Source organism: Sphingomonas sp. UBA978 (assembly GCF_002292295.1).
Lineage (GTDB): Bacteria > Pseudomonadota > Alphaproteobacteria > Sphingomonadales > Sphingomonadaceae > Sphingomonas.
On the sequence record NZ_DBBS01000018.1, the window covers coordinates 15,566 to 37,352 of the forward strand.

Sequence of the window (21,787 nt, forward strand, 5' to 3'; positions counted from 1 at the left end):
GAGGGCGTCCTAAGGAGTGGACATGACGAGCACCGCCACCATCGAAAAGCCCGATACCTCCAACGGAGCCGCCGGCGCAGTCGGCGCGGGCAGCCAGACGCTGATGCGCGGGCTCGACCTGATCGAGGCGGTAAGCCACGAGGTGCTGACGCTGAGCGAACTCGCCGCCAAGCTCGACCTGACCAAAAGCACGACGCACCGGCTGCTCAGCGCGCTGGTCGATCGCGGCTACCTCGCCTTCACCCCGCGCGCCGGCTACCGGCTCGGGCCGAAGCTGCTGCTGCTCGGCACGCTCGCGCAGGCGCAGGCCGATCTCGTCCAGGTCGCGCGCCCCCATCTCGAGGAACTCGCCGCCTCGACCGAGGATACGGTGCATCTCGGCGTGTTCGACGGCGACTATGCGCTCTACCTCGACAAGGTGCCGGGCCGCCGCCGCATCACCATCTCCAGCCGCGTCGGCGACCGCCAGCCGTTGAGCTCGACCGGACTCGGCAAGGCGCTGATGATCGATTCCCCGCCCGCCTATTGGGACGAACGCTTCGCCGCCGACCAGGCGGGCGGCGCCCCCAAGGCCGACGCCCGGCTGTGGCGCGAGCGGATGGAGGGCTATGCCAGGGTCGGCCGCGCCTTCGACCTCGAGGAGAACGAGGACCAGATTCGCTGCGTCGCCGCGCCGATCCGCGATGCCGCCGGCAAGATCGTCGGCGCGATCAGCGTGTCGAGCGCCGCGCAATATATGAGCGACGATCGCATGACCGCGCTGACCGACGAGGTCCGCGGCACCGCCAATGCGATCAGCCACGAACTCGGCTTCGAGCCGCAAAGCTAATCCCCAAGGAGAAGAACATGTTGCTCGAAGGCAAGACCGTGCTGGTCACCGGCGCGTCGGCCGGGATCGGCCGCGCCGTGGCGATCGGCTGCGCGCGCCACGGTGCGGACGTCGCGTTGAACTTCAGCCGCGACGTCGCCGGCGCCCATGCCGCAGTCGCCGAGATCGAGGCGCTGGGCCGCAAGGGCATCGCGGTACAGGGCGACGTCTCCGACCCCGCCACCGCGACCGATTTCGTCGCCAAGGCGGTGGCGGCACTCGGCCGTGTCGACGTGTTCGTCAACAACGCCGGGATCTGCCCCTTCCACGCCTTCCTCGACATGCCGGTCGAGACATTCGAACGGACGATGCAGGTCAACCTCCACGGTGCCTATTTCATGGTGCAGGCGGCGGCGAACCAGATGGTGAAGCAGGGCGACGGCGGCTCGATCATCGCCATGTCGTCGATTTCGGCGCTGGTCGGCGGCGAATATCAGACGCACTACACCCCGACCAAGGCGGGGCTGCATTCGCTGATGCAGTCGGTCGCGATCGCGCTCGGCAAGCACAAGATTCGCTGCAACTCGCTGTTCCCCGGCACGATCCTGACCGACATCAACAAGGACGACCTCGCCGATCAGGAGAAGCGGTCGTACATGGAGGGGCGCATCCCGCTCGGCCGCCTCGGTCAGCCGGAGGACCTCGTCGGGCCGACCGTGTTCCTCGCATCCGACCTGTCGCAATATGTCACCGGCGCCTCGCTGCTGGTCGACGGCGGCGCCTATGTGAACCTGCAATAGGCCATGCCGCACCGCGCCTCCACCGCGTCCCCGGCGAAAGTCGGGGCCCAGCCGGGCAGGCGTTCGTGAATCGTCGCCCGCATCATCCCGACGGGACCCCGGCCTCCGCCGGGGAGGCGGACGGGGCAAGGGATCACATGACCATCACCCGCCGCGCCGCCGCCCTCGGGATGGGGTCCCTCTTCCTCCCCTTCCCCGCCCATGCCGCGACGATGATCGACGTCCGCGACCATGGCGCGAAGGGCGACGGCACGGCGCTCGATTCTCCCGCGATCAACGCCGCCATCGCGGCCGCCGCCGCCCGGCCGCAGGGCGGCACCGTCACCATCCCCGCCGGCCGCTATCGCTGCTATTCGATCCGCCTGCGCAGCCGCGTCACGATCGTGCTGGCCAAGGGCGCGGTGATCGAGGCGGCGACCGGCGCCGGCTACGACCTGCCCGAAGACAATGGCGAACAGCTCTATCAGGATTTCGGCCACAGCCATTGGCGCAACAGCCTGATCTGGGGCGAGGACGTCGAGGATGTCGCGATCACCGGCACCGGCCTGATCCATGGCATCGGCCTCACCCGCGACGGCCCCGGCGCGCGGTGGAAGGCGCAGACCGGCGAGCGCCCGCTGTCGATGCGGCAGATGACCGCGGAAGAGATCGCAAAGCTCGAACCCGACGCCACCCGCATGAACGGCCTTGGCAACAAGGGGATCGCGCTGAAGAACGGCCGCAACATTCGCCTGTCCGGCTTCACGATGCTGAAATGCGGCCATTTCGCCATCCTCGCCACCGGCACGCACGGCCTGCACGTCCACGACCTGTCGATCGACAGCGACCGCGACGGCATCGACCTCGATTGCGTCGCCGACACGATCGTCGAACGCTGCCGCGTCAACACCCCCAACGACGATGCGATCGTCATCAAGAGCAGCTTCGCGCTCGGCCGCGCGATCCCGTCGGAGAATATCGTCATCCGCCATTGCGCGGTCAGCGGCTACGACCTCGGCACGCTGCTCGACGGCAGCCACCGCATGACGCAGGTCGCGGCGCCCGATCGCGACCGCCCGACCGGACGTATCAAGCTCGGCACCGAGAGCAACGGCGGCTATCGCAACATCCTCATCGAGGATTGCACCTTCCACCATTGCCGTGGCCTCGCGCTGGAGACGGTGGACGGCGGCGTCATAGAGGATGTCGTCGCCCGCCGCCTGACGATGCGCGACGTCACCACCGCGCCGATTTTCCTGCGCATCGGCGACCGCCGCCGCGGCCCCGCCGGCACCGGCATCGGCGCGATCCGGGGCGTATCGATCGAACAGGTCGATGCGACCGGGATCGACCACCGCTTCGCCGCGACGATCGCCGGCCTGCCCGGTCACCCGGTCGAGGCGGTGCAACTGCGGCATGTCCGCCTGCGCTATGCCGGCGGCGGCACCGCTGCTGACGCCGCGCGCCGGCCGGAGGACCTCGCCACCGCCTATCCCGAACCCAGCATGTTCGGGGTCACGCCGGCATGGGGCCTGTGGGTGCGGCATGCGCGCGGACTGGCGATCGACCGCCTGACGCTCGCCACCGCCACGCCCGACGCCCGCCCCCCGTTCCGGGTCGAGGATGCCGCCGACGTGAAGGTCACGAACACGCCGTTCTGGCGCGCTTAGCGTTTGACCTCCGGGCGATAACCGCTTACCAAATCCTACATACCAATACCATATAATGGTCTGGAGGGGTTTGATGTCGATCCATGCATTCAAGATGCAGCTGAAGCCCGGCGTGATCGACGAATATCGCCGTCGGCACGACGCGATCTGGCCCGAACTGTCGGCGCTGCTGACGCAGAGCGGCATCGGCAATTATTCGATCTTTCTCGACGAGGGCACGCTGTCGCTGTTCGCGGTGCTGACGCTCGCCGAGGACAATGATCGCGACGCGCTGCCCGACCATCCGGTGATGAAGCGCTGGTGGGACTATATGGCCCCGCTGATGGAGGTCGAGCCCGACAACCGCCCGGTCGAGACGCCGCTGCCGATGATCTTCCACCATGATTGATTGCGCCATGCGCGCCTGCCTGCGCGGGAGCACGGCTGCGCTGGCGCTCGCGACCCTGCTCGCCACCACAGCGCAGGCGCAGGTGGCGAAGCCCACCGAGAATCTCGCTGCGCCGGTCAGGACCTTCGGTCGCGTCAGCTATGACGCGCGCTCGCTGATGATCGACGGCAAGCGGCAGGTGATCTGGTCCGCCGAATTCCACCCCTTCCGCCTGCCCAGCCCCGACCTGTGGCGCGACGTGCTGCAGAAGCTGAAGGCGAGCGGATTCAACACCGTCGCGCTTTATTTCGACTGGGGTTATCACAGCCCGAAACAGGGCGTGTACGACTTCACCGGCATCCGCGACATGGACCGGGTGCTGCGCGAGGCGGCGGAGGAAGGGCTCTACGTCATCACCCGCGCCGGGCCCTATGTGAATGCAGAGCTGTCGCGCGGTGGTTTTCCCGGCTGGCTGGTAAACCAGCGCGGCCGCGCCCGCACCGACGATCCCGCCTATATGGCGGCGGCGGACGAATGGCTGACGCAGATCGACGCGATCATCGCGCGCCACCAGATCAACGGGGACGGCAAGGGCCACAAAGGCACCGTCATCCTCCACCAGATCGAGAACGAGCTGGCGCTGACCACCCCGGCGCAGCGCCGCTACATGGACCATCTCTCCGCCAAGGCGCGCGCCGACGGCATCACCGTGCCGCTGTTCCACAACGACCAGGGCCGCAACGGCTATTGGGTGCCGGAATCGTCCAAGGTCGCCAACGTGGTGCACGGCCCCAACGACCTTTACGCCTTCGACGGCTATCCCGGCGGCACCTGCACCGTCGAGGGCAAGCCGACGCGCGGATCGGCGGCGCCCGACTGGGGCTATTACGGCCCCGGCGGCGCGAAGGGCGGTGCCTCCGCCTCGCCCGACACGCCCGCCTTCCTCGCCGAATTCGGCGGCGGCTGGTTCGACTATTGGGGGTCGAACGGCGGCTACGAATGCAACGCGATCCAGCGCGGCAAGCGCTTCCAGCGCGTCTTCTACGGCACCAACCTCGCCAACGGCATCGACATCCAGAGCGTCTACATGGGCTATGGCGGCACCAGCTGGGGCTGGCTGCCCGCGCCGGTGGTGTTCTCCAGCTACGATTACGGCGCCGCCATCTCCGAAGCGCGCGAACTGCGCCCCAAGGCGGAGGAGATGAAGCAGCTGGGCGGCCTGATCGCCGCCGTTCCCGACCTCGCCGGCATGGTGCCCGCCGGCGAGCCGCTCGTGTCGTCGCCCAACGTGCAGGTCTATCACAACCGGAATCCGGAGAGCGACGCGCGCTTCCTGATGGTGACGCACAAGCCGTCGAACGGGACCACCGACGACCGCTTCACGATCACCGCCGACCTGCCCGACGGCCGCTACACCTTCCCCGCCGCCGAGCCGATGCGCCTCAACGGCTTCGACGCCAAATGGCTCGTCGCGGGCGTGACCGTGGGCAAGCAGCGGCTGGTCTATTCGACCTCCGAACTGCAGGCCGCGATGAGCGCCGACGGCAGCGACCTGATGCTGCTCTACGGCCGCGCCCGCGAGACCGGCGAGACGGTGTTGCGCTACGCCTCCGCGCCGCAGGTACGCGTGCTCGAGGGACAGGCGACCAGCCGGTTCGATGCGGCGAAGGGCGACCTGCGCCTGAACTACCCGCATCAGGGCCGCGCCGTGGTGCGGATCGAGGGTGGCGGACGCCCGCCGCTGACGCTGATCCTCGCCGACGAGGCCGAGGCCGTCCGCTACTGGCGGCAGGGCCCGGCGCTGGTTCGCGGACCCGCGCTGGTACGGCATGTCGCGGTGAAGGGCGGCACGCTCGCCCTCACCGGCGACACGCGCGAGGGCACCCCGCTCGAACTCTGGGCGCCCGCGGCGATCCGGTCGGTGCGCTGGAACGGCACCGCCATCCCCACGACGCTCACGCCGATCGGCAGCCGCATCGCCACCCGCCCGCTCGCCGGCCCCGCCCCCGTCACCCTGCCGGCGCTGACGTGGCGCACCGCCTATGGCTCGCCCGAGGCGCAGCCCGGCTTCGACGACAGCACATGGCAGGCGGCGGAGGGCAAGCCCTACGCCAGCATCACCGCGCGCCCCGACGGCCAGCCCAATCTGTCGATGGACGCCTATGGCTTTCACGACGGCGACGTCTGGTATCGCGGCCGCTTCACCGGCACGCCCGATGCAAGGCAGATCGCGCTCTATTACGGCGCGGGCGGCTCCGGCATGGTGCAAGTCTGGGTCGACGGCCAGTTCGTCGGCCAGGACGAGCTGCCCGGCGGCCTGCCCCGCCCGATCACCACCGGCACCGCGCGCTTCGACCTGCCCGCCGCCGCGCAGGGCGCCGGCGAGCATGTCGTCAGCATCATGGTCCGCAACAACGGCCATAACTGGGACCTCGACAGCGACGACGCGCACAAGGAGGCGCGCGGCCTGATCTCCGCCTCGCTCGAAGCCCCCGGCGGCCGCAGCTTCGCGATCCCGATCGCGTGGAAGATCCAGGGCAAGCAGGGCGGCGAGGACCTGCCCGACCCCGCCCGCGGCGTCGCCAACACCGGCGGCCAATATGGCGAGCGCAACGGCTGGCACCTGCCCGGCTTCGACGACGCCGCATGGCAGGCCGCACCGGCCACCGTCCGGCCCGGCACCACCTGGTATCGCACCCGCGTCGACCTCGCCCTGCCGAAGGGGCAGGACACCACCGTCGCGGTCGCGTTCGGCGATACGGCCACGCCCCGCTCGGTCGCGAAATACCGCGCCCTGCTGTTCGTCAACGGCTGGAACATGGGCCAGTTCATCGCCCATGTCGGCCCGCAGCGCGTCTTCCCGATCCCGGAAGGCATACTCGACCACCACGGCCGCAACACGATCGCCCTCGCCGTCACCAGCGATGGCGCGCCCGGCGACGTGCTGGAACCCGTGAAGCTCGTCACGCTGCGCTCCGTGCGCGGCGGCCTGTCCATAGCCCCGGTCGCAGGGCCGTCGCGCCCCGACCAACTCATCCAGGAGAAGTAACTTGGCCGCCCTCACCCACGACATCCCCCGCGGGGAGGTCACGACCGCCATCCACAAGCTGATGGACAATCTCGTCAACATCAAGGACGAGACCGGCGAATTCCTGCTCCATCTGGAGGATGGCCGGATCATCGACACCAAGGGCTGGGCCGGCTGGGAATGGACCCACGGCGTCGGCCTGTTCGGGATGTGGCGCTATTACGAGCAGACCGGCGACAAGGCCGCGCTCGCGATCATCAAGCAATGGTTCGAGGATCGCTTCGCCGAAGGCACGCCGACCAAGAACATCAACACCGTCGCGCCGTTCATCACGCTCGCCTATCTTTACGAGCACGAGCCCGATCCGCGCTACATCCCGTATCTGGATACCTGGGCCGAATGGCTGATGGCGCCCGACGGACTGCCCAAGACCGAGGAGGGCGGGTTCCAGCACATCGTCTACAACGACGAGAATCCGGGTGAGATGTGGGACGACACGCTGATGATGTCGGTGCTGCCGCTCGCCAAGATCGGCCTGCTGCTGAACCGCCCGCAGTATATCGAGGAGGCGAAGCGCCAGTTCCTCGTCCACATCAAATATCTGTTCGACAAGAAGACCGGTCTCTGGTTCCACGGCTGGGACTTCAACGGCCGGCACAATTTCGCCGAGGCGCTGTGGGCGCGCGGCAATTGCTGGGTGACGATCGCGATCCCGGAGATCATCGAGATCCTCGATCTGCCGCAGGGTGATGCCTTCCGCACCTTCCTGATCGACACGCTCGAGGCGCAGGTGAAGACGCTCAGCCAGACGCAGGATGCCGAGACCGGCCTGTGGCACACGCTCATCATGGACCCGACCAGCTATCTGGAGGCGTCGGCGACCGCCGGCTTCGCCTATGGCATCCTGAAGGGCGTGCGGAAGGGCTATCTGCCGCGCCATTACGAGGCGGTCGGGATCAAGGCGGTGCGCGGCGTGCTCGCCAATATCGACGAGGCGGGCGAACTGAAGCAGGTCAGCTTCGGCACCGCGATGGGCGACACGCAGCAATTCTACAAGGATATCGCGCTCACCTCGATGCCCTACGGCCAGAGCCTCGCGATGGTCGCCCTGGGCGAGTTCCTGCGCACCTATATCTGACGCGAACACAAGCCCCTCCCCCTCGGGGGAGGGGTTGGGGGTGGGGGACGTCTCACCGAGACCGACGTTCACGACTCCTCCACCCCAACCCCTCCTCTGAAGAGGAGGGGCCAAAGGAGAGCATATGGCCACCGACCCGATCGCCGCAGCGCCCGTCCTGCCCACCGCGCCCGCGCGTCCGGTGCGCTGGTACAATCTGCTCGCCTATGGCTCGAACGACGTGCTCGGCGCGGGGTCGATGGCGGTCATCAGCACGTGGATCCTGATCTTCTACACCAGCTTCTGCGGCCTTTCCGCGGCGCAGGCGACGATCATCTTCGGCGTCGCGCGGGTACTCGATGCGTTCACCAGCCCGCTGATCGGCCATGTCTCCGACAATATCGGCCGGACGTGGCTGGGGCGCCGGTTCGGGCGGCGGCGGTTCTTCATCCTCGCCGCGATCCCGCTGCTGCCGTCGTTCGCGATCATGTGGGTCGCCGGGCAGAGCTTCTGGTATTATCTCGTCACCTACGTCCTGTTCGAGATGGTCTATGCGATGGAGATCATCCCGTACGAGACGCTCGCCAGCGAAATGGCGACCGATTACAAGACCAAGGCGAAGTTCGCCGGCGCGCGCATCCTGTGCGGCCAGTGTTCGGCCATCGCCGCGGCCTTCCTGCCCGCGTGGCTGATCGCGTATCTCGGTCCCGACAGCCCCGACACCTATCTGTACATGGGCATCATCTTCTCGATCCTGTTCATGGGCGCGGCCGGGCTGCTCTATACGTTCAGCTGGGAACGCCAGCGTCCGCCCGAGCTCGCCGAAGCGGAGGCGCGCGACAAGCCGACGCTCGCGGCGGCCTTCGCGGCCCTGTACCGCAACCTCTTTTCGACGCTGCGCATCCGCGCGTTCCGGCTGCACCTCGGCATGTATCTGGGCGGCTATATCAGCCAGGACATCTACAATGCGGCCTTCACCTATTTCGTGATCTTCGCGCTCGCCGGATCGACCGCGATCGTCGGGCAGCTGGTCGGCGTTACCTATATCGTCCAGCTGATCGCGGTGGTGCTGGCGATCAACTTCGCGCTGCGCCTGTCGCCCGCCGCCGCCTATCGCTTCGCGGCATTGAGCTTCGCGATCGGCGTCGTCATCTTCCTCGCCATGTATGCCGCCGGCTATACCGCGACCTCGGCGCTGTTCTGGCTGCCGGTGGTGTTCGCCGGGCTCGGCCGCGGCGCGCTCAACTACATCCCCTGGGCCACCTACAATTACATGGCCGACGTCGACGAGATCGTCACCGGCCGCCGCCGCGAGGGCGCCTTCGCCGGGGTCATGACCTTCGTGCGCAAGATGAGCCAGGCGCTCGCGGTGATCCTGGTCGGGCAGGTGATGCAGGCGTCGGGCTTCGTGTCCAAGGCGACGACGCAGAGCCCGCAGGCGATCGCCGCGATCGTCGGGGTGCTCGGCCTCGGCACGATCGCGATGCTGGTGTTCGGCGTGCTGGTGTCGACCCGCTTCCGCCTCGACCCGCGCACCCATGCGATCCTGCTCGACGAGATCGAACGCTTCCGCGGCGGCGCGCGCCAGCCGGTGGACGAGGATCATGCGCGGGTGGTGGTGGACCTGTCGGGCTGGTCGTACGACCGGCTGTGGGGGAACAACCCGGTGGCGGGCCCGCAACGCTGATCGGGCGAGCGCGTCGCTCGCCGTCCATCTCGTCATTGCGAGCGCAGCGAAGCAATCCAGGGCCGGACCAGGACGTCCTGGATTGCTTCGCTGCGCTCGCAATGACGAGGCGAGACCGGCCATATCGAAAATGAGGTGGGGAGCTTCTGTTGCCCGGTGCTCCCCGTACCGCTGGAATCCCTTCTGTTGCCCGGTGGGTCCAACCGCGTAATCTTGGAATAACCTCAGGCCGTTAGGCCCTCAGTTACGCCGCAATCGCGAGTGCTTCGTTATCGTTGGCACTTGTGTAATGGGCCGTTGCGGTGGTCCCATTCCGAGCGAAAGACAGCGCTTTTCAACACACGTCGATCCTAGTTCGGCCCCGTCATCGCATCTGATCGCTCAGCTGCGGTGGTGGAGCCGCCGGGTACTGCCCCCGGGTCCGCTGCGTCTATGCGACGCCACCGTTTATCGCCATAGCCAGCTGGAAGCCGGCACGCCCCATATAGGCCGGGGTTCAAGCCACTGCAATGCGCGCCTTTCGCTCGCCACATTATCGGGCCATAGGCCATCGATCATGTTGACCCAGCGTTCCCGCTACGCGCTGCGCGCGATGCTGTTCCTCGCCGAAGCACCCGCCGCCACGCCGCCGATCCCGATGGGGCGGATCGCGATCGCCGCGAACGTGCCGCGCAAGTTCCTTGAGCTGATCCTTGCCGACCTGCGCGACGCCGGACTGCTGACCAGCACGCGCGGCAAGATGGGCGGCTACGTCCTCTCCCGTCCCGCGCAATTGATCTCGCTGGGCGAGGTGATCCGCGTGATCGAGGGGCCGCTCGCGCTGGTCCCCTGCGTCAGCCGCACCGCCTATCGCCCCTGCCTCGACTGCAAGAGCGAGGCGGACTGCGCGATCCGCCACGCGATGATGCGCGTCCGCGACGAGACGGCGCGCATCCTCGACGGCACCAGCCTCGCCGACGCGACCGCGAAGCAGCTGGTCGCGGCGTAACCCTCGCCCCCCCGACTTACGGGGAACGAGGGACAGGATTAGACCCGCGGGCGCGCCTTCAGCTCGTCGCGGATCTCGCGCAGCAGCGTGACGTCCGCCGGTTCGACCGGTGCGGCCGCGACCGGCGCTTCCGCCTTCGGAATCAGCCGGTTCACCGCGCGCACGATCAGGAAGATGATGAAGGCGACGATGACGAAGTTCGCCGCCTGGGTGATGAACTCGCCATAGCCGAGCAGCGGCACACCCGCCTTCTTCAGCGCGGCATAGTCCGACAGCGATCCCGTATAGGTTGCCGGCACCGGCCCCATGCGCAGGAAATATCCCGAAAAGTCGAGCCCGCCGAACAGCTTGCCGATCACCGGCATGATGACGTCCTCGGTCAGCGAGGTGACGATCTTGCCGAAGGCGGCGCCGATGATGACCGCGACGGCAAGGTCGAGCACGTTGCCGCGTGCGATGAATGTCTTGAATTCCTTGAGCATGATCGCCGCTTTCCCTCGTTGCGTCCCCGGCGCGAGCGTAAGCGGCGATTCCCCCTTCGCCAAGCCCGTTCACTGTCCTATATGGATAGGACAGATCGTCCAGGAGGTTGATTTCATGTCGTCGCGTCGCCCCATTGCCGCCTTCGTGCTCGCCGCCACCGCGTCGGTGTCGCTGGCCGGCTGCGGCATCAATTCCGTGCCGACCGCCGAGGAAAATGCCAAGGCGCGCTGGGCCGACGTGCAGAACCAGTATCAGCGGCGCGCCGACCTGATCCCCAACCTCGTCTCCACGGTGAAGGCCGCGGGCGCGCAGGAAAAGGACATTCTGGTACAGGTGACGCAGGCGCGCGCCGGCGCCAACCAGGTCAAGCTCAGCGGCGACCAGCTGACCGATCCCGCCAAGATGCAGGCGTTCGAGCGCGCGCAGGGCGCGGTGACGCTGTCGCTGCAGCGGCTGCAGGAGGCCTATCCCGAGCTGAAGAGCCAAGGCAATTACACCACGCTGATGAGCCAGCTGGAGGGCACCGAGAACCGCATCACGATCGCGCGCACCGACTACAACACGGCGGTGCAGGCCTATAACACGCGCATCCGCACCTTCCCCGACGCGGTCGGCGCGCGCATCTTCTACGGTGCCAAGCCGCTGACCCCGTTCGCCGCGACGACGCCGGGCGCCGAACAGGCCCCGAGCGTCAACTTCGGGAATGCGGGCTGACGGGCATGACCCCGCCCCTCCGCATGCTCGCGTTCGCGCGGGCGGCGATGCTGCTGGTGCTGGCGTGGATGATCGTCACGCCGGCCACCGCGCAGACCTTCCCCAAATTCACCGGCCTCGTCGTCGACGCGGCAAACGTCCTGCCGCCGGAAGCGGAGGCCGCGCTGACCGCGAAACTGGAGGCGTTGCAGAAGGATACGAAGCGCCAACTGGTCGTCGCCACGATCCCCGACCTGCAGGGTTATCCGCTCGAGGACTATGGCTACAAGCTCGGCCGGGCATGGGGAGTCGGGCTGAACGACGTCAACAATGGTGCAATCCTGTTCATCGCGCCCAACGAGCCGGCCGGCGGTCGCGGTCCGCGGATCGAGGTGGGGCGCGGGCTGGAACCGATCCTGACCGACGCTCTGTCCAGCGTCATCATCAACCGGGACATGATGCCGCGGCTGAAAGCCGGTGACATCGCCGGCGCGATGACCGCCGGCACCGATGCGATCGCCCAGCAGTTGCGCGCCTCCCCGGAGGAAGCGCAGGCGCGGCTGGATGCGGCGACCCGGCAGTTCGACCAGACCCATCGCCGCTCCTCGGCGTCCAATGGCGGCGGCGTACCGTTCGGCCTGATCGCCTGCGCCATCATCCTGCTGTTCGTGCTGGTGCCGCTGTTCCGCGGCAAGCGGCGCGCCGGGCCATGGGGCACGCGCTATCGCAGCGACGACGGCGGCGCGCTGCCGATCGTCCTGTGGAGCATCGCCAACGAGATCGGCCGCTCGTCGGGCGGCGGTGGCTGGAGTGGCGGGGGCAGCTCCGGCGGCGGCAGCGACGGCAGCTGGGGCGGCGGCGGCTTCACCGGCGGCGGTGGCGGCGATTTCGGGGGCGGTGGCGCCTCGGGGAGCTGGTGACATGCGGCTGACCGACACGGATCGTGCCAGCGTCGCGGCGGCGGTGGCCGCGGCGGAACGCCACACCGCGGGCGAGATCGTCACCATCGTCGCGCGGCGATCGGACACATATCACGACGTCGCGCTGCACTGGACGGTGCTGGCGATGCTGTTCGTTCTCGCGCTGCTGGCGTTCCGGCCGGATGCGGCGATCTGGCTGCACGGGCTGGTCGCCGATCCCTGGGAGGGCGCACCGGCGCCGGGCGGCCTGTTCACCGTCGCGCTGGTGCTGCTGATCGTCACCTTCCTGCTCGTCCGCGTCGTCCTCGCCTGGATGCCGCTGCGGCTCGCGCTGACCCCGGGCAGCACCGAGGCCCGGCGCGTCCACGCCCGCGCACTGGCGCTGTTCCGCGCGAGTGCCGAGGCGCGCACCCGCGATGCGACCGGCGTGCTGCTCTATTTGTCGCTGGACGAGCACCGTGCGGAGATCATCGCCGACGCCGCGATCCACGCCCGCGTCGCGCCCGACGTCTGGGGCGATGCGATGGCGGCGCTGATCGCGGCGACGCGCGACGGCCGGCCGGGCGACGGCATGGCGGAGGCGGTGCGCCGGATCGGCGTCGTGCTCGCCGAGCATGTCCCGCCGCGCACGAACGACACCAACGAACTGCCGGACCGACTGATCGAACTATGACCATCGCCACCCCCTGGAAGGGCAAATATCTGTCGGTCCGCACCGCCGGCACGTGGGAATATGCCGAGCGCGTCGGCTCGATCGCCGCCGCGGTGATCCTCGCGATCGACGGCGAGGGGCAGTTGCTGCTGGTCGAGCAGTATCGCGTCCCGCTCGGGCGCAACTGCCTGGAACTGCCCGCCGGCCTCGTCGGCGACGAGAGCGCGGGCGAAAGCGTGGCGGACGCGGCGCGGCGCGAGCTGGAGGAGGAAACCGGCTATCACGCCGCGATCGTCGAGGAGCGCGGCGACTTCTATGCGTCGCCCGGCATGACGTCGGAAAGCTTCACCCTCGTGGTCGCGACCGGCCTGACCCGCACCGGCGACGGCGGCGGCGACGCGGACGAGAACATCACCGTCCATCGCGTCCCGCTGGACGCGGTCGCCGGCTTCGTCGCCGAAAAGCGGCGCGCCGGCGTGGCGATCGACGCGAAGATGCTGCTGCTCCTGGGTGGCGGCCTGCTGGCGGAACTCGGCGGGGAGTAACCACCCCCTTCCCTTTTCCGCGGGGAAGGAGGAGACGGCGCAGCCGACGTTGGGTGAGGCCAGCGAGGATTGTCACGCGAAGACGCGAAGGCCGCAAAGCCGTTCGACCCGTGACGACCGCATCGCCCCGTTCCGATAGGCTGGGACATTAGGAACAAAGAGAACCGCATCGACGCACGCGACCCCTTCGCGTCTTCGCGTCTTCGCGCGAACCGTCTCCTACCTAGCGGAAATTATCCGCATAGGCCTGCAGCTTGAGCTTGCGCTCCGGCGCGGCGGTCAGCTCGTAGTCGAAGCCCTGTGCCTCGCAGTACGCGATCGCCGCGTCCTGCGACGGAAAGCTCAGCTTCACCTGCTCGCGCGTGTCGCCGCTGCCGGCCCAACCGGTGAGCGGATCGGGCTGCTTGGCCTCGGCGGGTTCGAATTCGAGGGCCCACGTATGGGTCCGGGCTTTGCCGGACTGCATCGCGTTCTTGGGGCGCTGAAAGATACGGGCGGTAGGCATAGACTGGCCCTTTAGCGCGTCCCGGCGGCGCGCGCATCCGCCTTTTTGGTGCGCAGCGTCGCCGATGCGGCGGCAGGATCGTCGGGCCAGGGATGTTTGGGATAGCGCCCGCGCATCTCCTTGGCGACCGCGGTCCAGCTGCCCGCCCAGAAGCCCGGCAGGTCGCGCGTCGTCTGGATCGGCCGGCCGGCGGGCGAGGTCAGGCTCAGCACCAGCGGCACCCGCTCCGACCCGATCACGGGATGCTCGGCGAGCCCGAACAGCGCCTGCACGCGCAATTCCACCTTCGGCCCGCCCTCCGCCGCATAGTCGATCGCGTGCGTGCTGCCGGCGGGGCTGGTGAAATCGGCGGGGGCGAGGCAATCGACCTGCCGCATCGCGTCCCAGCCGATCAGGGCGCGGATCGCATCGGTCAGCGCGCCCGGCGTGATCGCATCCAGCCGCCGCCGTCCCGCCAGCAGCGCCGGCAGCCATTCGTCGAGCCGCTCCGCCATCATCGCGTCGAGCGGCACGCCGGCATAGGTCGCGCGCGCGCGCAGCGCCTCGGCCCCCGCGCTCCACGGCAGCAGCGCGAGGCCATGCGTCCGCACCCCCTCCAGCAACGCCGCCGCCACCGCCGCGGGATCGGCCTGCGCATCCGGGCCGGACGACAGCCGCAGCGCGCCGAGCCGGCGTTCGCGCAACGTCGTGACGCTGCCGCACGCCGGATCGAAGTCGGCGGTCCGCCGTGTCTCGATCCGGTCGCCGAACAGCCGCTCGATCGTCGCGAGGTCGATCGGGGCGGCGGCGAGAATGCGCGCACCCGATGCGGCGCCCTGCGTGTCCGCGACCGCGAGCCATTCGGCACGGGCCAGCACCGTCGTCGGGTCGAGCCGGAAGCCGCGCCCGCCGACCGAGGCCCAATGTTCGCCGCTCGCGTCGCGGCGCCGCGCGATCCGGTCGGGGAAGGCGAGCGCGATCGCCACCTCGACCCCCTCCGCATCGCCGCCGTCCCCGCCGACCAGTTTCGCCCAGCGCTCGGCAAGCTTGCGCGCCGCCACCGCCTTGGTGCCGCGCTCGCCGCGCCAGCGCCGCAGCCGCGTCTCGATATCGGCGTCGACCCCGCCGAGGCCGCGTTCGGACAGCAGCACCGCGACCTCCGCCGCGATCCGCCCCTGCCCCAGCGTCGCCGCGCGCAGCAGCATATGCGCCAGCCGCGGCGGCATCGGCATCGCCGCGATGCGCCGGCCGTGCGCGGTCGGCCGCCCGTCGCCGTCGATCGCCTCCAGGGCCGCCAGCCGCTCGCGTGCCTCCGCCACCGCCGCGGCCGGCGGCGGGTCGAGCCACGCGAGGTCGCGCGGATCGCCGACGCCCCACAGCGCCGCCGCCAGCACCAGCCCGGACAGGTCCGCCTCGAGGATCTCCGGCGGGTCGAAGCGCGGCAGGCCGCCGGTCGCCGCCTCTTCCCACAGGCGATAGGCGACGCCCGGCCCCAGCCGCGCCGCCCGCCCGGCGCGCTGCGTCACCGCCGCCTGGCTGGCGCGTTCGGTCACCAGCCGCGTCATCCCCGCCGCACGGTCGTAGCGCGGGCGGCGCGCCAGCCCCGAATCGACGACGATACGGATGCCGTCGAGCGTCAGGCTGGTTTCGGCGATCGACGTGGCGAGCACCAGCTTGCGCCGGCCGTCCGGCTCGGGCCGGATCGCCGCCCGCTGCGCGGCGGGATCGAGGCTGCCGTGCAGTTCATGGATGACGATATCCTCCGGCAGGGTCGCCAGTCGCTCCGCGGTCCGCTCGATCTCGGCGACGCCGGGCAGGAAGGCGAGCACCCCGCCCTCCGCCTCGCCCAGTGCACGCCGGATCGCGGCCGCCATCGCATCCTCGATCCGCGCGTCGCCGCTGCGGCCAAGGTGGCGCAGCGCCAGCGGATAGCTGCGCCCCTCGCTCTCGATCACCGGCGCGCCCGCCCCGTCCTCCGCCATCAGCGCCGCGAAACGCGCGCCGTCGAGCGTCGCCGACATCGCGACCAGCCGCAGGTCGGGACGCAGCGATCCTTGCGCATCCAGCGCCATCGCCAGCCCGAAATCGCCGTCGAGGCTGCGTTCGTGGACCTCGTCGAACAGCACGGCGGAAATGCCCGCCAGTTCGGGATCGGCCTGGATGCGCGCGACGAAGATGCCCTCGGTCACCACCGTCACCCGCGTCGCGGCCGATCGCCGGCTGTCCATCCGCGTCGCATAGCCATAGGTGCCGCCGGCCGCCTCGCCCGCCAGCGCCGCCATCCGCTCCGCCGCCGCACGCGCCGCGAGCCGGCGCGGCGACAGCACCAGCACCTCGCCCGTGCACCAATGCTGGTCGAGCAGCGCCGGCGCGACCGCGGTGGTCTTGCCCGCACCCGGCGGCGCGACCAGCACGGCATTGCTGCGCCGGCCCAGCGCGGCGAGCAGGTCGGGAAGGACGGCGAGGATCGGCAGGTCGGTCACGGCACCGCGCCCTTGCCATGGATCGGTGCGCGACGCGACCGGCGCGCGCCGTCGTGCTGCGCGATCTGCTTGGAGATCATGCCGCTGCGCCCGCATCGGCGATGTCGTTCATGTCCGGGCGGGGGCCGAATCCGTCGCGGGACCCTCGCCTGACGATGGGAAAACCGTGCGGCACTCCGCGCCGCCGGACATCACAGACTGATGTTGCGCTTCGCCATTTCGGCAGCAGCGATCGCCCCGAGCGGCGTCGGCGTATCGCCCGCGAAGATATCGGCGAGGTCGAGCAGGTCGTCGTCGGCCAGCGCCGCCACCGAGGCCCGTATTTCCGCGAGGCGAACGACCGCGCGTTCCGCCTCCGCCGTCTGTCGCTTGCGCCGTGTCCTGAGCATGGCGGACCGATAGCAGCATCCGCCGCGCGATGGCAGGCCGGAACATGGCTAACGGCCGCCTGCCCACGCCCCCGTCGACATTCCCCCCAAACGGATAATAGCGTTAACTGTCCATTATAGACATAATCGTACCGATGCGGACAGACGACCTCTCTGTGGATCACCGGACATGGCACGTGATGGAGACACCAGTACCCCATATTGCCGCGGCCGGTGGCGCATAGGGGACGGTCGTCGGTCCGTATCCCGCCGTGCGACGATCGCTCGTGCGCCCCGCGATTCCGCCGCGCTGTGAGGATCGCGCCTATCCTGCGGGCCGCGACGCTGATCCTCGCCTGCGCCGCGCCGCTGCGGGCCGAACTGAGCGTGCCGATCGCGACGCGCGTGCTGACCTTCCTCCTCCCCGCGCCCCGTGGCCCGACCCAGGTCGCCATCGTGGTCGCCCCGGATAACGCCGCCTCGCTCGCGGACGCGGTCGCGATCGAACGCGCGGTCGGCGGCGGCGTCGCCGTCGGTGGCGCGCTCGTCCGGACCCGGCGCGTCCCCGTCACCGCCCTCGAGGGGCTGCGCGGCTATCGCGCCGCCTTCGTCACCGCCGGCCTGCGCGGCGCGCACGACGACATCGCCGCCGCCGCGCGGCGCCATGCGGTGGTGACGATCACCTCCGATCCCGCCTGCGTCCAGGCCGCGCGCTGCGTCGTCGGCATCACATCGGGCACCCGCGTCCAGATCACCGTCAACCGCGTCGCCGCCCGCGCCGTCCATGCCCGGTTCGGCTCGGCTTTCCTGATGCTGGTCAAGGAGATATGACCGTGCACACTGTCTGCACCGCCATCGCCACCGCCGTCGCGGGGCTGCTCGCCTCCTGCGTGACCGCTTATGCGCAGGCGATCGATTATTCCGCGCTGCAGGACGTGATCGGCGAACCGGTCACGACCAGCGTCACCGGCAAGCCGCAGCGCGTGTCCGAACTGCCCGGATCGATGATCGTCATCACCGCCGAACAGATCGCGCGGTCGCCGGCGCGGGATGTGCCGAGCCTGCTCAAGACCTATGCCGGGATCGACGTGAACCGCTGGACCGCGGGGCAGAGCGACGTGGCGGTGCGCGGCGGCGTGCAGACCTACAATGCGCGGCTGCTGGTGCTGGTCGACGGCCGTCAGGTCTATCTCGACCATTACGGCATGACCAACTGGAACCTGCTCGGCGTCGCCAGCGAGGATATCCAGCAGATCGAACTGCTGCGCGGCCCGGCGAGCGCCTTGTACGGTTTCAATGCCTCCACCGGCGTCGTCAACATCATCACCCGCAGACCCGGCGACACGACTGCGTTGCGGACGGAGGCCAGCGCCGGCAACCATGGCATGAACCGGGTCGCGGCCTCGCTGTATGTGCCGGTGACCGACCGGGTCGGCGCGAAGGTGACCGCGTCGCGGCTGCGCGAGGACGAGCGGCGGGTGCCCGCGACGATCCTCGATCGCCCGCGGTTCACGGTCGCGGCGGATCATGTCGCAGCCGCGCTGGACGCCGCATCGGGCGCGACCACGGCCACCCTCGGCGGCGGCTACGACCTCAGCCGCCAGGTCGAGTTCCTGCCGACGCAGCTGCTCTCCAACCAGCTCTACCGCAGCTACAACCTGCGCGCGGGGATGACGCACGATACCGAATGGGGCGGCCTCGCGTTCAGCGGCTTCGTCGACTGGCTGGATGCCGATTACGGCACTGACGGCAGCATCGGCGGCCTCGCGCGCGGCCTGACGCTGTCCAACCGGATCATGGTCGGCAAGGCAGCGGGACTGTACCGGCTGGGCGCGGACGACACGCTGCGGCTGGGCTTCGAATTCCGCAACAACCACCTCGCCAGCAATGCCCAATATGCGGATATCGTCGGCTATAACGTCGCCTCGGCGAATGCGATGGTCGACCTGCATCCGACCGGGCGCATGACGACGACCGCCGCGGTGCGGCTCGATCAATTGTGGCTCTACCAGTCCGGCGCGATCGCGCGGCCGGCGGTGGACGATCCGGCAAGCTACCGGCAGGCGTTCCACCGCGTCAGCTTCAACGCCGCGGTGCTCGTCCGCACCGGGATCGAGGGCCAGCTGCGGATCAACGGCGGGCTCGGCTACCAGTTGCCGTCGCTGACCAATTACGCGTTCCGGCTGGAGGTCGCCCTGCCGGAGCCGCTGCCCGCGTCGCTGATCGTCGCCGGATCGCCCAACATCCGCCCGACGGGCACCTGGAGTGCCGAGATCGGCTACAGCGACCGGCGCGGCGGCATCCGCGGCGAGGCGACGGCTTTCTACGCGCATACGAACGGGGCGATCGCTCCCCCGTCGGAGGTCCCGTCCGAACTGACGGAGGTGCAGTTCCTGCCCGGTCCGGTGATCGTCGAACGCTATTATGCCGCGGGCGACTACACCACCTTCGGCACCGAACTGACGCTGTCGGGTCGCCTCGCCCTGCTCGACTGGCGCGCGAACTACACCTGGACCACCACGCGCAGCGACCTCGACAACCGGAATGCCCTGTCGCCGATACTGGTCCAGCCCGCGCTAACCACGCCGACGCACAAGGTCAACGTGCAACTGGGCTATGACGGCGGCGCTCGCTGGCTGGCGACGGGCATTCTCCGCTACACCAGCGCGACGCAGCAATTCGCCCTCGCGCCCGAAGTGCCGCTGGCGGTGGTGAAGCTGTTCCACGTCGCCGATGCGATCGCGCTGGACGCACGGCTTGGGTTCCGCCTGTCGCGGGGGATCGAGGTGTTCGTGGCCGGCGAGAACCTGACGCTCGCCGGCGGTGCGGCCGTCTCGCCGATCCCGGCGGATCGCCGCGTCCGCGGCGGACTGCGGGCGACGTTCTGATGGACCCCGTTCCCGATCCGCCGCCGCGGTCCGTCCTGGCGGGGTATGCGGACCGGATCGAACGGCTGACCCGGCTCGCCGATCGCCCGATCGTCGCGAAGGTGGCGGCAGCGCCGGCGCTGATGCTGGCGCTGGTCGTGTTCATCGTCGCGATCGGCAGCACCGCGCTGCTCATCGCCGATCGCAGCGTCGACCGGATCGTGCATGGCGACATGCGCGACGTCAGCCGGCTAAGCGCGATGACGCTGCGGTTCGAATCGGTCGATTCGGCCGTCTACCGCCTGCTGGTCGCCAAGGCCGCTAACCAGTCGACCGACGTCGGGCGTCAGGCGGCGATGATCGCGCGCGACCTCGATACGGTCCGCAGCAGCCTGCGCGCGTTCCGCAGCCACCATGCCGACCACCGAGCATCGGTCGACGCCGTGCTCGCCGATCTGGATCGCTACGGCGAGACGGTGCGGGTCATCACGTCGATGCTGGAAATCGATTTCGCCAGCAGCGCGGCGATGGTCGCGCCGTTCCGCGTGCATGCCCGCCGCGTCGAACAGCGGATCCGCGGGCTTGCCGCGACGGGGATGGAGCGCGCCGAGGCCAATGCCGCCGACACCGCCTTCACCACCCGCGTCACGATGCTGGCGATGATCGGCGGCGCGCTGATCGTCGCGGCGCTGGGCATCGTCGTCGCCTATGTCATCAGCCGGTCCACCGTCCGATCGATCACCGGCATCGCCGCGGCGACCGATGCGGTGATGCGCGGCGAGGCACCGGATTTCGCCGGCCTGCGCCGCGGCGACGAACTCGGCCAGATGGTCACCGCGCTGCAGGGCTTTCACCAGCATCGCTGCGAGGCCGAACGGCTCGAGCGCGAGGCGGTGTCGCTGCGCGAGGAGGCGTGCCGGCAGGAGGAGCGCCGCATCCTGTCGGTCCGTCGCGCCCGCGAGGAAGCGGCGGAGATCCGTCGCCGCGACCTCGCCGAACTGGCGCAGGCGTTCGAGGACAAGGTGTCGGGCGCGATCCATCAGGCGCAACAGGCGATGGCGCAGCTCGACCGGCATGCCGAGCAGCTGAACAGCTCCACCGACGGCGACCGGCGGCTGGCGAACGATCTCGACATGATCGCCCGTCTGTTCAGCGAAGAGATGCACGACGCCAGCGCGGCGACCGATTCGCTGGCGCGCACCTTCGTCGATATCGACCGCGAGGTCGCCGGCACGCGGCAGGCGGCGCGCGCGATCACCCGCCACGCGGAGAGCGCCACCGACGCGGTCGGCCGGTCGCAGGACAAGGCCGTCACCATCACCCAGATCGTCGACGTGATCGACGCGATCGCCAAACAGACCAACCTGCTGGCGCTCAACGCCTCGATCGAGGCGGCGCATACCGGCCCGGCGGGTGCCGGGTTCGCGGTGGTCGCCGCCGAGATCAAGGCGCTGTCGGGCCGCACCGGCGTGTCCACGCACGAGGCCCGCGACAAGATCGAGGCGATGCAGGAACAGATCGCCGACGTCGTGTCGAACACGCGCAGCCTGACCGCGCTGATCGCCGGCATGGACCAGATCACCGAACGCGTCGCGACGATGTCGCGCGAGCAGACGACGTCGATCGACCGCCTCAACGACCGGATCGGCGAGGTGCGCGAACAGACCGCCGCGCTGGCCAGCGCCAGCGAGCGGATCAATACGTCGGTGCAGGACAATCTGGATGCGGTGCTGCAATTGCGCGCCGCCAGCGCCACGCTGGATCAGGCGCTGACCACGCTCGCGACCGACGCGCAGGCCTTTACTCACCGGCTGCTGGCGGGCTGAACATGGCGAGCCGCGCGCGCGG

General features: G+C 69.4%; 19 protein-coding genes and 1 other RNA gene. 15 read left to right on the forward strand and 5 right to left on the reverse strand.

The genetic code is table 11. The features are described from left to right. Positions 1-22 precede the first annotated feature (22 nt). The 7 genes from B2515_RS09945 to B2515_RS09975 all read left to right on the forward strand — a co-directional run bounded on the left by B2515_RS09945 (position 23) and on the right by B2515_RS09975 (position 9,456). On the forward strand, positions 23-829 hold the full coding sequence (locus tag B2515_RS09945; RefSeq protein WP_293876057.1) for an IclR family transcriptional regulator: 807 nt from the start codon (positions 23-25) through the stop codon (positions 827-829). A 17-nt stretch (positions 830-846) separates the two neighbouring features. Next, positions 847-1,608, forward strand: coding sequence for an SDR family NAD(P)-dependent oxidoreductase (locus B2515_RS09950; RefSeq protein WP_293876058.1), 762 nt, complete (start codon positions 847-849; stop codon positions 1,606-1,608). Positions 1,609-1,745: 137 nt separating this feature from the next. After that, positions 1,746-3,257, forward strand: coding sequence for a rhamnogalacturonidase (locus B2515_RS09955; RefSeq protein ID WP_293876059.1), 1,512 nt, complete (start codon positions 1,746-1,748; stop codon positions 3,255-3,257). A 73-nt stretch (positions 3,258-3,330) separates the two neighbouring features. Continuing rightward, positions 3,331-3,645, forward strand: a complete 315-nt coding sequence (locus B2515_RS09960) for an L-rhamnose mutarotase (protein ID WP_293876060.1) — start codon at positions 3,331-3,333, stop codon at positions 3,643-3,645. 19 nt (positions 3,646-3,664) lie between these two features. After that, entirely contained in the window at positions 3,665-6,673 is a 3,009-nt protein-coding gene (locus B2515_RS09965) for a glycoside hydrolase family 35 protein (protein WP_349676243.1), read from the forward strand. Position 6,674: 1 nt separating this feature from the next. Continuing rightward, a complete protein-coding gene (locus tag B2515_RS09970; protein WP_293876062.1) occupies positions 6,675-7,790 on the forward strand; it encodes a glycoside hydrolase family 88/105 protein in 1,116 nt (371 codons plus the stop codon). Between the two features lie 124 nt (positions 7,791-7,914). After that, entirely contained in the window at positions 7,915-9,456 is a 1,542-nt protein-coding gene (locus tag B2515_RS09975; RefSeq protein WP_293876063.1) for an MFS transporter, read from the forward strand. 172 nt (positions 9,457-9,628) lie between these two features. Here B2515_RS09975 and ssrA read toward each other — a convergent pair. Further along, positions 9,629-9,970: a transfer-messenger RNA gene (gene ssrA, locus B2515_RS09980) on the reverse strand. A gap of 42 nt (positions 9,971-10,012) precedes the next feature. Here ssrA and B2515_RS09985 point away from each other — a divergent pair. Beyond that, the gene (locus B2515_RS09985; RefSeq protein ID WP_293876064.1) at positions 10,013-10,444 is read left to right on the forward strand and encodes an RrF2 family transcriptional regulator; all 432 of its coding nucleotides are present in this window, start codon (positions 10,013-10,015) and stop codon (positions 10,442-10,444) included. A gap of 38 nt (positions 10,445-10,482) precedes the next feature. Here the strand turns inward: B2515_RS09985 and mscL are convergent, their stop codons facing one another. Next, the gene (gene mscL, locus B2515_RS09990) at positions 10,483-10,926 is read right to left on the reverse strand and encodes a large conductance mechanosensitive channel protein MscL (RefSeq protein ID WP_293876065.1); all 444 of its coding nucleotides are present in this window, start codon (positions 10,924-10,926) and stop codon (positions 10,483-10,485) included. Positions 10,927-11,041: 115 nt separating this feature from the next. On the opposite strand from mscL, the gene B2515_RS09995 reads away from it, so the two are divergent. The 4 genes from B2515_RS09995 to B2515_RS10010 are packed head-to-tail and all read left to right on the forward strand — an operon-like array spanning position 11,042 to position 13,737. Beyond that, complete coding sequence (locus B2515_RS09995) at positions 11,042-11,641, forward strand: LemA family protein (protein WP_293876066.1); 600 nt, start codon at positions 11,042-11,044, stop codon at positions 11,639-11,641. Positions 11,642-11,646: 5 nt separating this feature from the next. Next, positions 11,647-12,540: a TPM domain-containing protein gene (locus tag B2515_RS10000; RefSeq protein ID WP_293876067.1), complete on the forward strand. Its 894-nt coding sequence runs from the start codon at positions 11,647-11,649 to the stop codon at positions 12,538-12,540. A gap of 1 nt (position 12,541) precedes the next feature. Then, positions 12,542-13,213 (forward strand): TPM domain-containing protein, encoded by a 672-nt coding sequence (locus B2515_RS10005; RefSeq protein WP_293876068.1) that lies wholly within the window; start codon positions 12,542-12,544, stop codon positions 13,211-13,213. Beyond that, positions 13,210-13,737 (forward strand): NUDIX hydrolase, encoded by a 528-nt coding sequence (locus B2515_RS10010; RefSeq protein ID WP_293876069.1) that lies wholly within the window; start codon positions 13,210-13,212, stop codon positions 13,735-13,737. The genes B2515_RS10005 and B2515_RS10010 overlap by 4 nt, the downstream gene beginning before the upstream one ends. A gap of 223 nt (positions 13,738-13,960) precedes the next feature. Here the strand turns inward: B2515_RS10010 and B2515_RS10015 are convergent, their stop codons facing one another. From B2515_RS10015 to B2515_RS10025, 3 genes are all read right to left on the reverse strand, one after another. Beyond that, positions 13,961-14,242, reverse strand: coding sequence for an ETC complex I subunit (locus tag B2515_RS10015; RefSeq protein ID WP_293876070.1), 282 nt, complete (start codon positions 14,240-14,242; stop codon positions 13,961-13,963). Positions 14,243-14,253: 11 nt separating this feature from the next. Next, entirely contained in the window at positions 14,254-16,704 is a 2,451-nt protein-coding gene (hrpB, locus tag B2515_RS10020; protein ID WP_293876071.1) for an ATP-dependent helicase HrpB, read from the reverse strand. 191 nt (positions 16,705-16,895) lie between these two features. Beyond that, a complete protein-coding gene (locus tag B2515_RS10025; protein WP_293876072.1) occupies positions 16,896-17,093 on the reverse strand; it encodes a hypothetical protein in 198 nt (65 codons plus the stop codon). 291 nt (positions 17,094-17,384) lie between these two features. On the opposite strand from B2515_RS10025, the gene B2515_RS10030 reads away from it, so the two are divergent. The 3 genes from B2515_RS10030 to B2515_RS10040 are packed head-to-tail and all read left to right on the forward strand — an operon-like array spanning position 17,385 to position 21,765. Beyond that, positions 17,385-17,903: a YfiR/HmsC family protein gene (locus B2515_RS10030; RefSeq protein ID WP_293876073.1), complete on the forward strand. Its 519-nt coding sequence runs from the start codon at positions 17,385-17,387 to the stop codon at positions 17,901-17,903. Beyond that, positions 17,900-19,960: a TonB-dependent receptor plug domain-containing protein gene (locus B2515_RS10035; protein ID WP_293876074.1), complete on the forward strand. Its 2,061-nt coding sequence runs from the start codon at positions 17,900-17,902 to the stop codon at positions 19,958-19,960. The genes B2515_RS10030 and B2515_RS10035 overlap by 4 nt, the downstream gene beginning before the upstream one ends. Next, positions 19,960-21,765: a methyl-accepting chemotaxis protein gene (locus B2515_RS10040; protein ID WP_293876075.1), complete on the forward strand. Its 1,806-nt coding sequence runs from the start codon at positions 19,960-19,962 to the stop codon at positions 21,763-21,765. Before B2515_RS10035 ends, B2515_RS10040 begins: the two co-directional genes overlap by 1 nt. The last annotated feature ends 22 nt before the right edge of the window (positions 21,766-21,787 follow it).

Coding starts and splice junctions, on each gene's coding strand:
- B2515_RS09945 (WP_293876057.1), top strand. CDS start 23: ATGACGAGCACCGCCACCATCGAAAAGCCCGATACCTCCAACGGAGCC.
- B2515_RS09950 (WP_293876058.1), top strand. CDS start 847: ATGTTGCTCGAAGGCAAGACCGTGCTGGTCACCGGCGCGTCGGCCGGG.
- B2515_RS09955 (WP_293876059.1), top strand. CDS start 1,746: ATGACCATCACCCGCCGCGCCGCCGCCCTCGGGATGGGGTCCCTCTTC.
- B2515_RS09960 (WP_293876060.1), top strand. CDS start 3,331: ATGTCGATCCATGCATTCAAGATGCAGCTGAAGCCCGGCGTGATCGAC.
- B2515_RS09975 (WP_293876063.1), top strand. CDS start 7,915: ATGGCCACCGACCCGATCGCCGCAGCGCCCGTCCTGCCCACCGCGCCC.
- B2515_RS09985 (WP_293876064.1), top strand. CDS start 10,013: ATGTTGACCCAGCGTTCCCGCTACGCGCTGCGCGCGATGCTGTTCCTC.
- mscL (WP_293876065.1), bottom strand. CDS start 10,926: ATGCTCAAGGAATTCAAGACATTCATCGCACGCGGCAACGTGCTCGAC.
- B2515_RS09995 (WP_293876066.1), top strand. CDS start 11,042: ATGTCGTCGCGTCGCCCCATTGCCGCCTTCGTGCTCGCCGCCACCGCG.
- B2515_RS10000 (WP_293876067.1), top strand. CDS start 11,647: ATGACCCCGCCCCTCCGCATGCTCGCGTTCGCGCGGGCGGCGATGCTG.
- B2515_RS10005 (WP_293876068.1), top strand. CDS start 12,542: ATGCGGCTGACCGACACGGATCGTGCCAGCGTCGCGGCGGCGGTGGCC.
- B2515_RS10010 (WP_293876069.1), top strand. CDS start 13,210: ATGACCATCGCCACCCCCTGGAAGGGCAAATATCTGTCGGTCCGCACC.
- B2515_RS10015 (WP_293876070.1), bottom strand. CDS start 14,242: ATGCCTACCGCCCGTATCTTTCAGCGCCCCAAGAACGCGATGCAGTCC.
- B2515_RS10025 (WP_293876072.1), bottom strand. CDS start 17,093: ATGCTCAGGACACGGCGCAAGCGACAGACGGCGGAGGCGGAACGCGCG.
- B2515_RS10035 (WP_293876074.1), top strand. CDS start 17,900: ATGACCGTGCACACTGTCTGCACCGCCATCGCCACCGCCGTCGCGGGG.
- B2515_RS10040 (WP_293876075.1), top strand. CDS start 19,960: ATGGACCCCGTTCCCGATCCGCCGCCGCGGTCCGTCCTGGCGGGGTAT.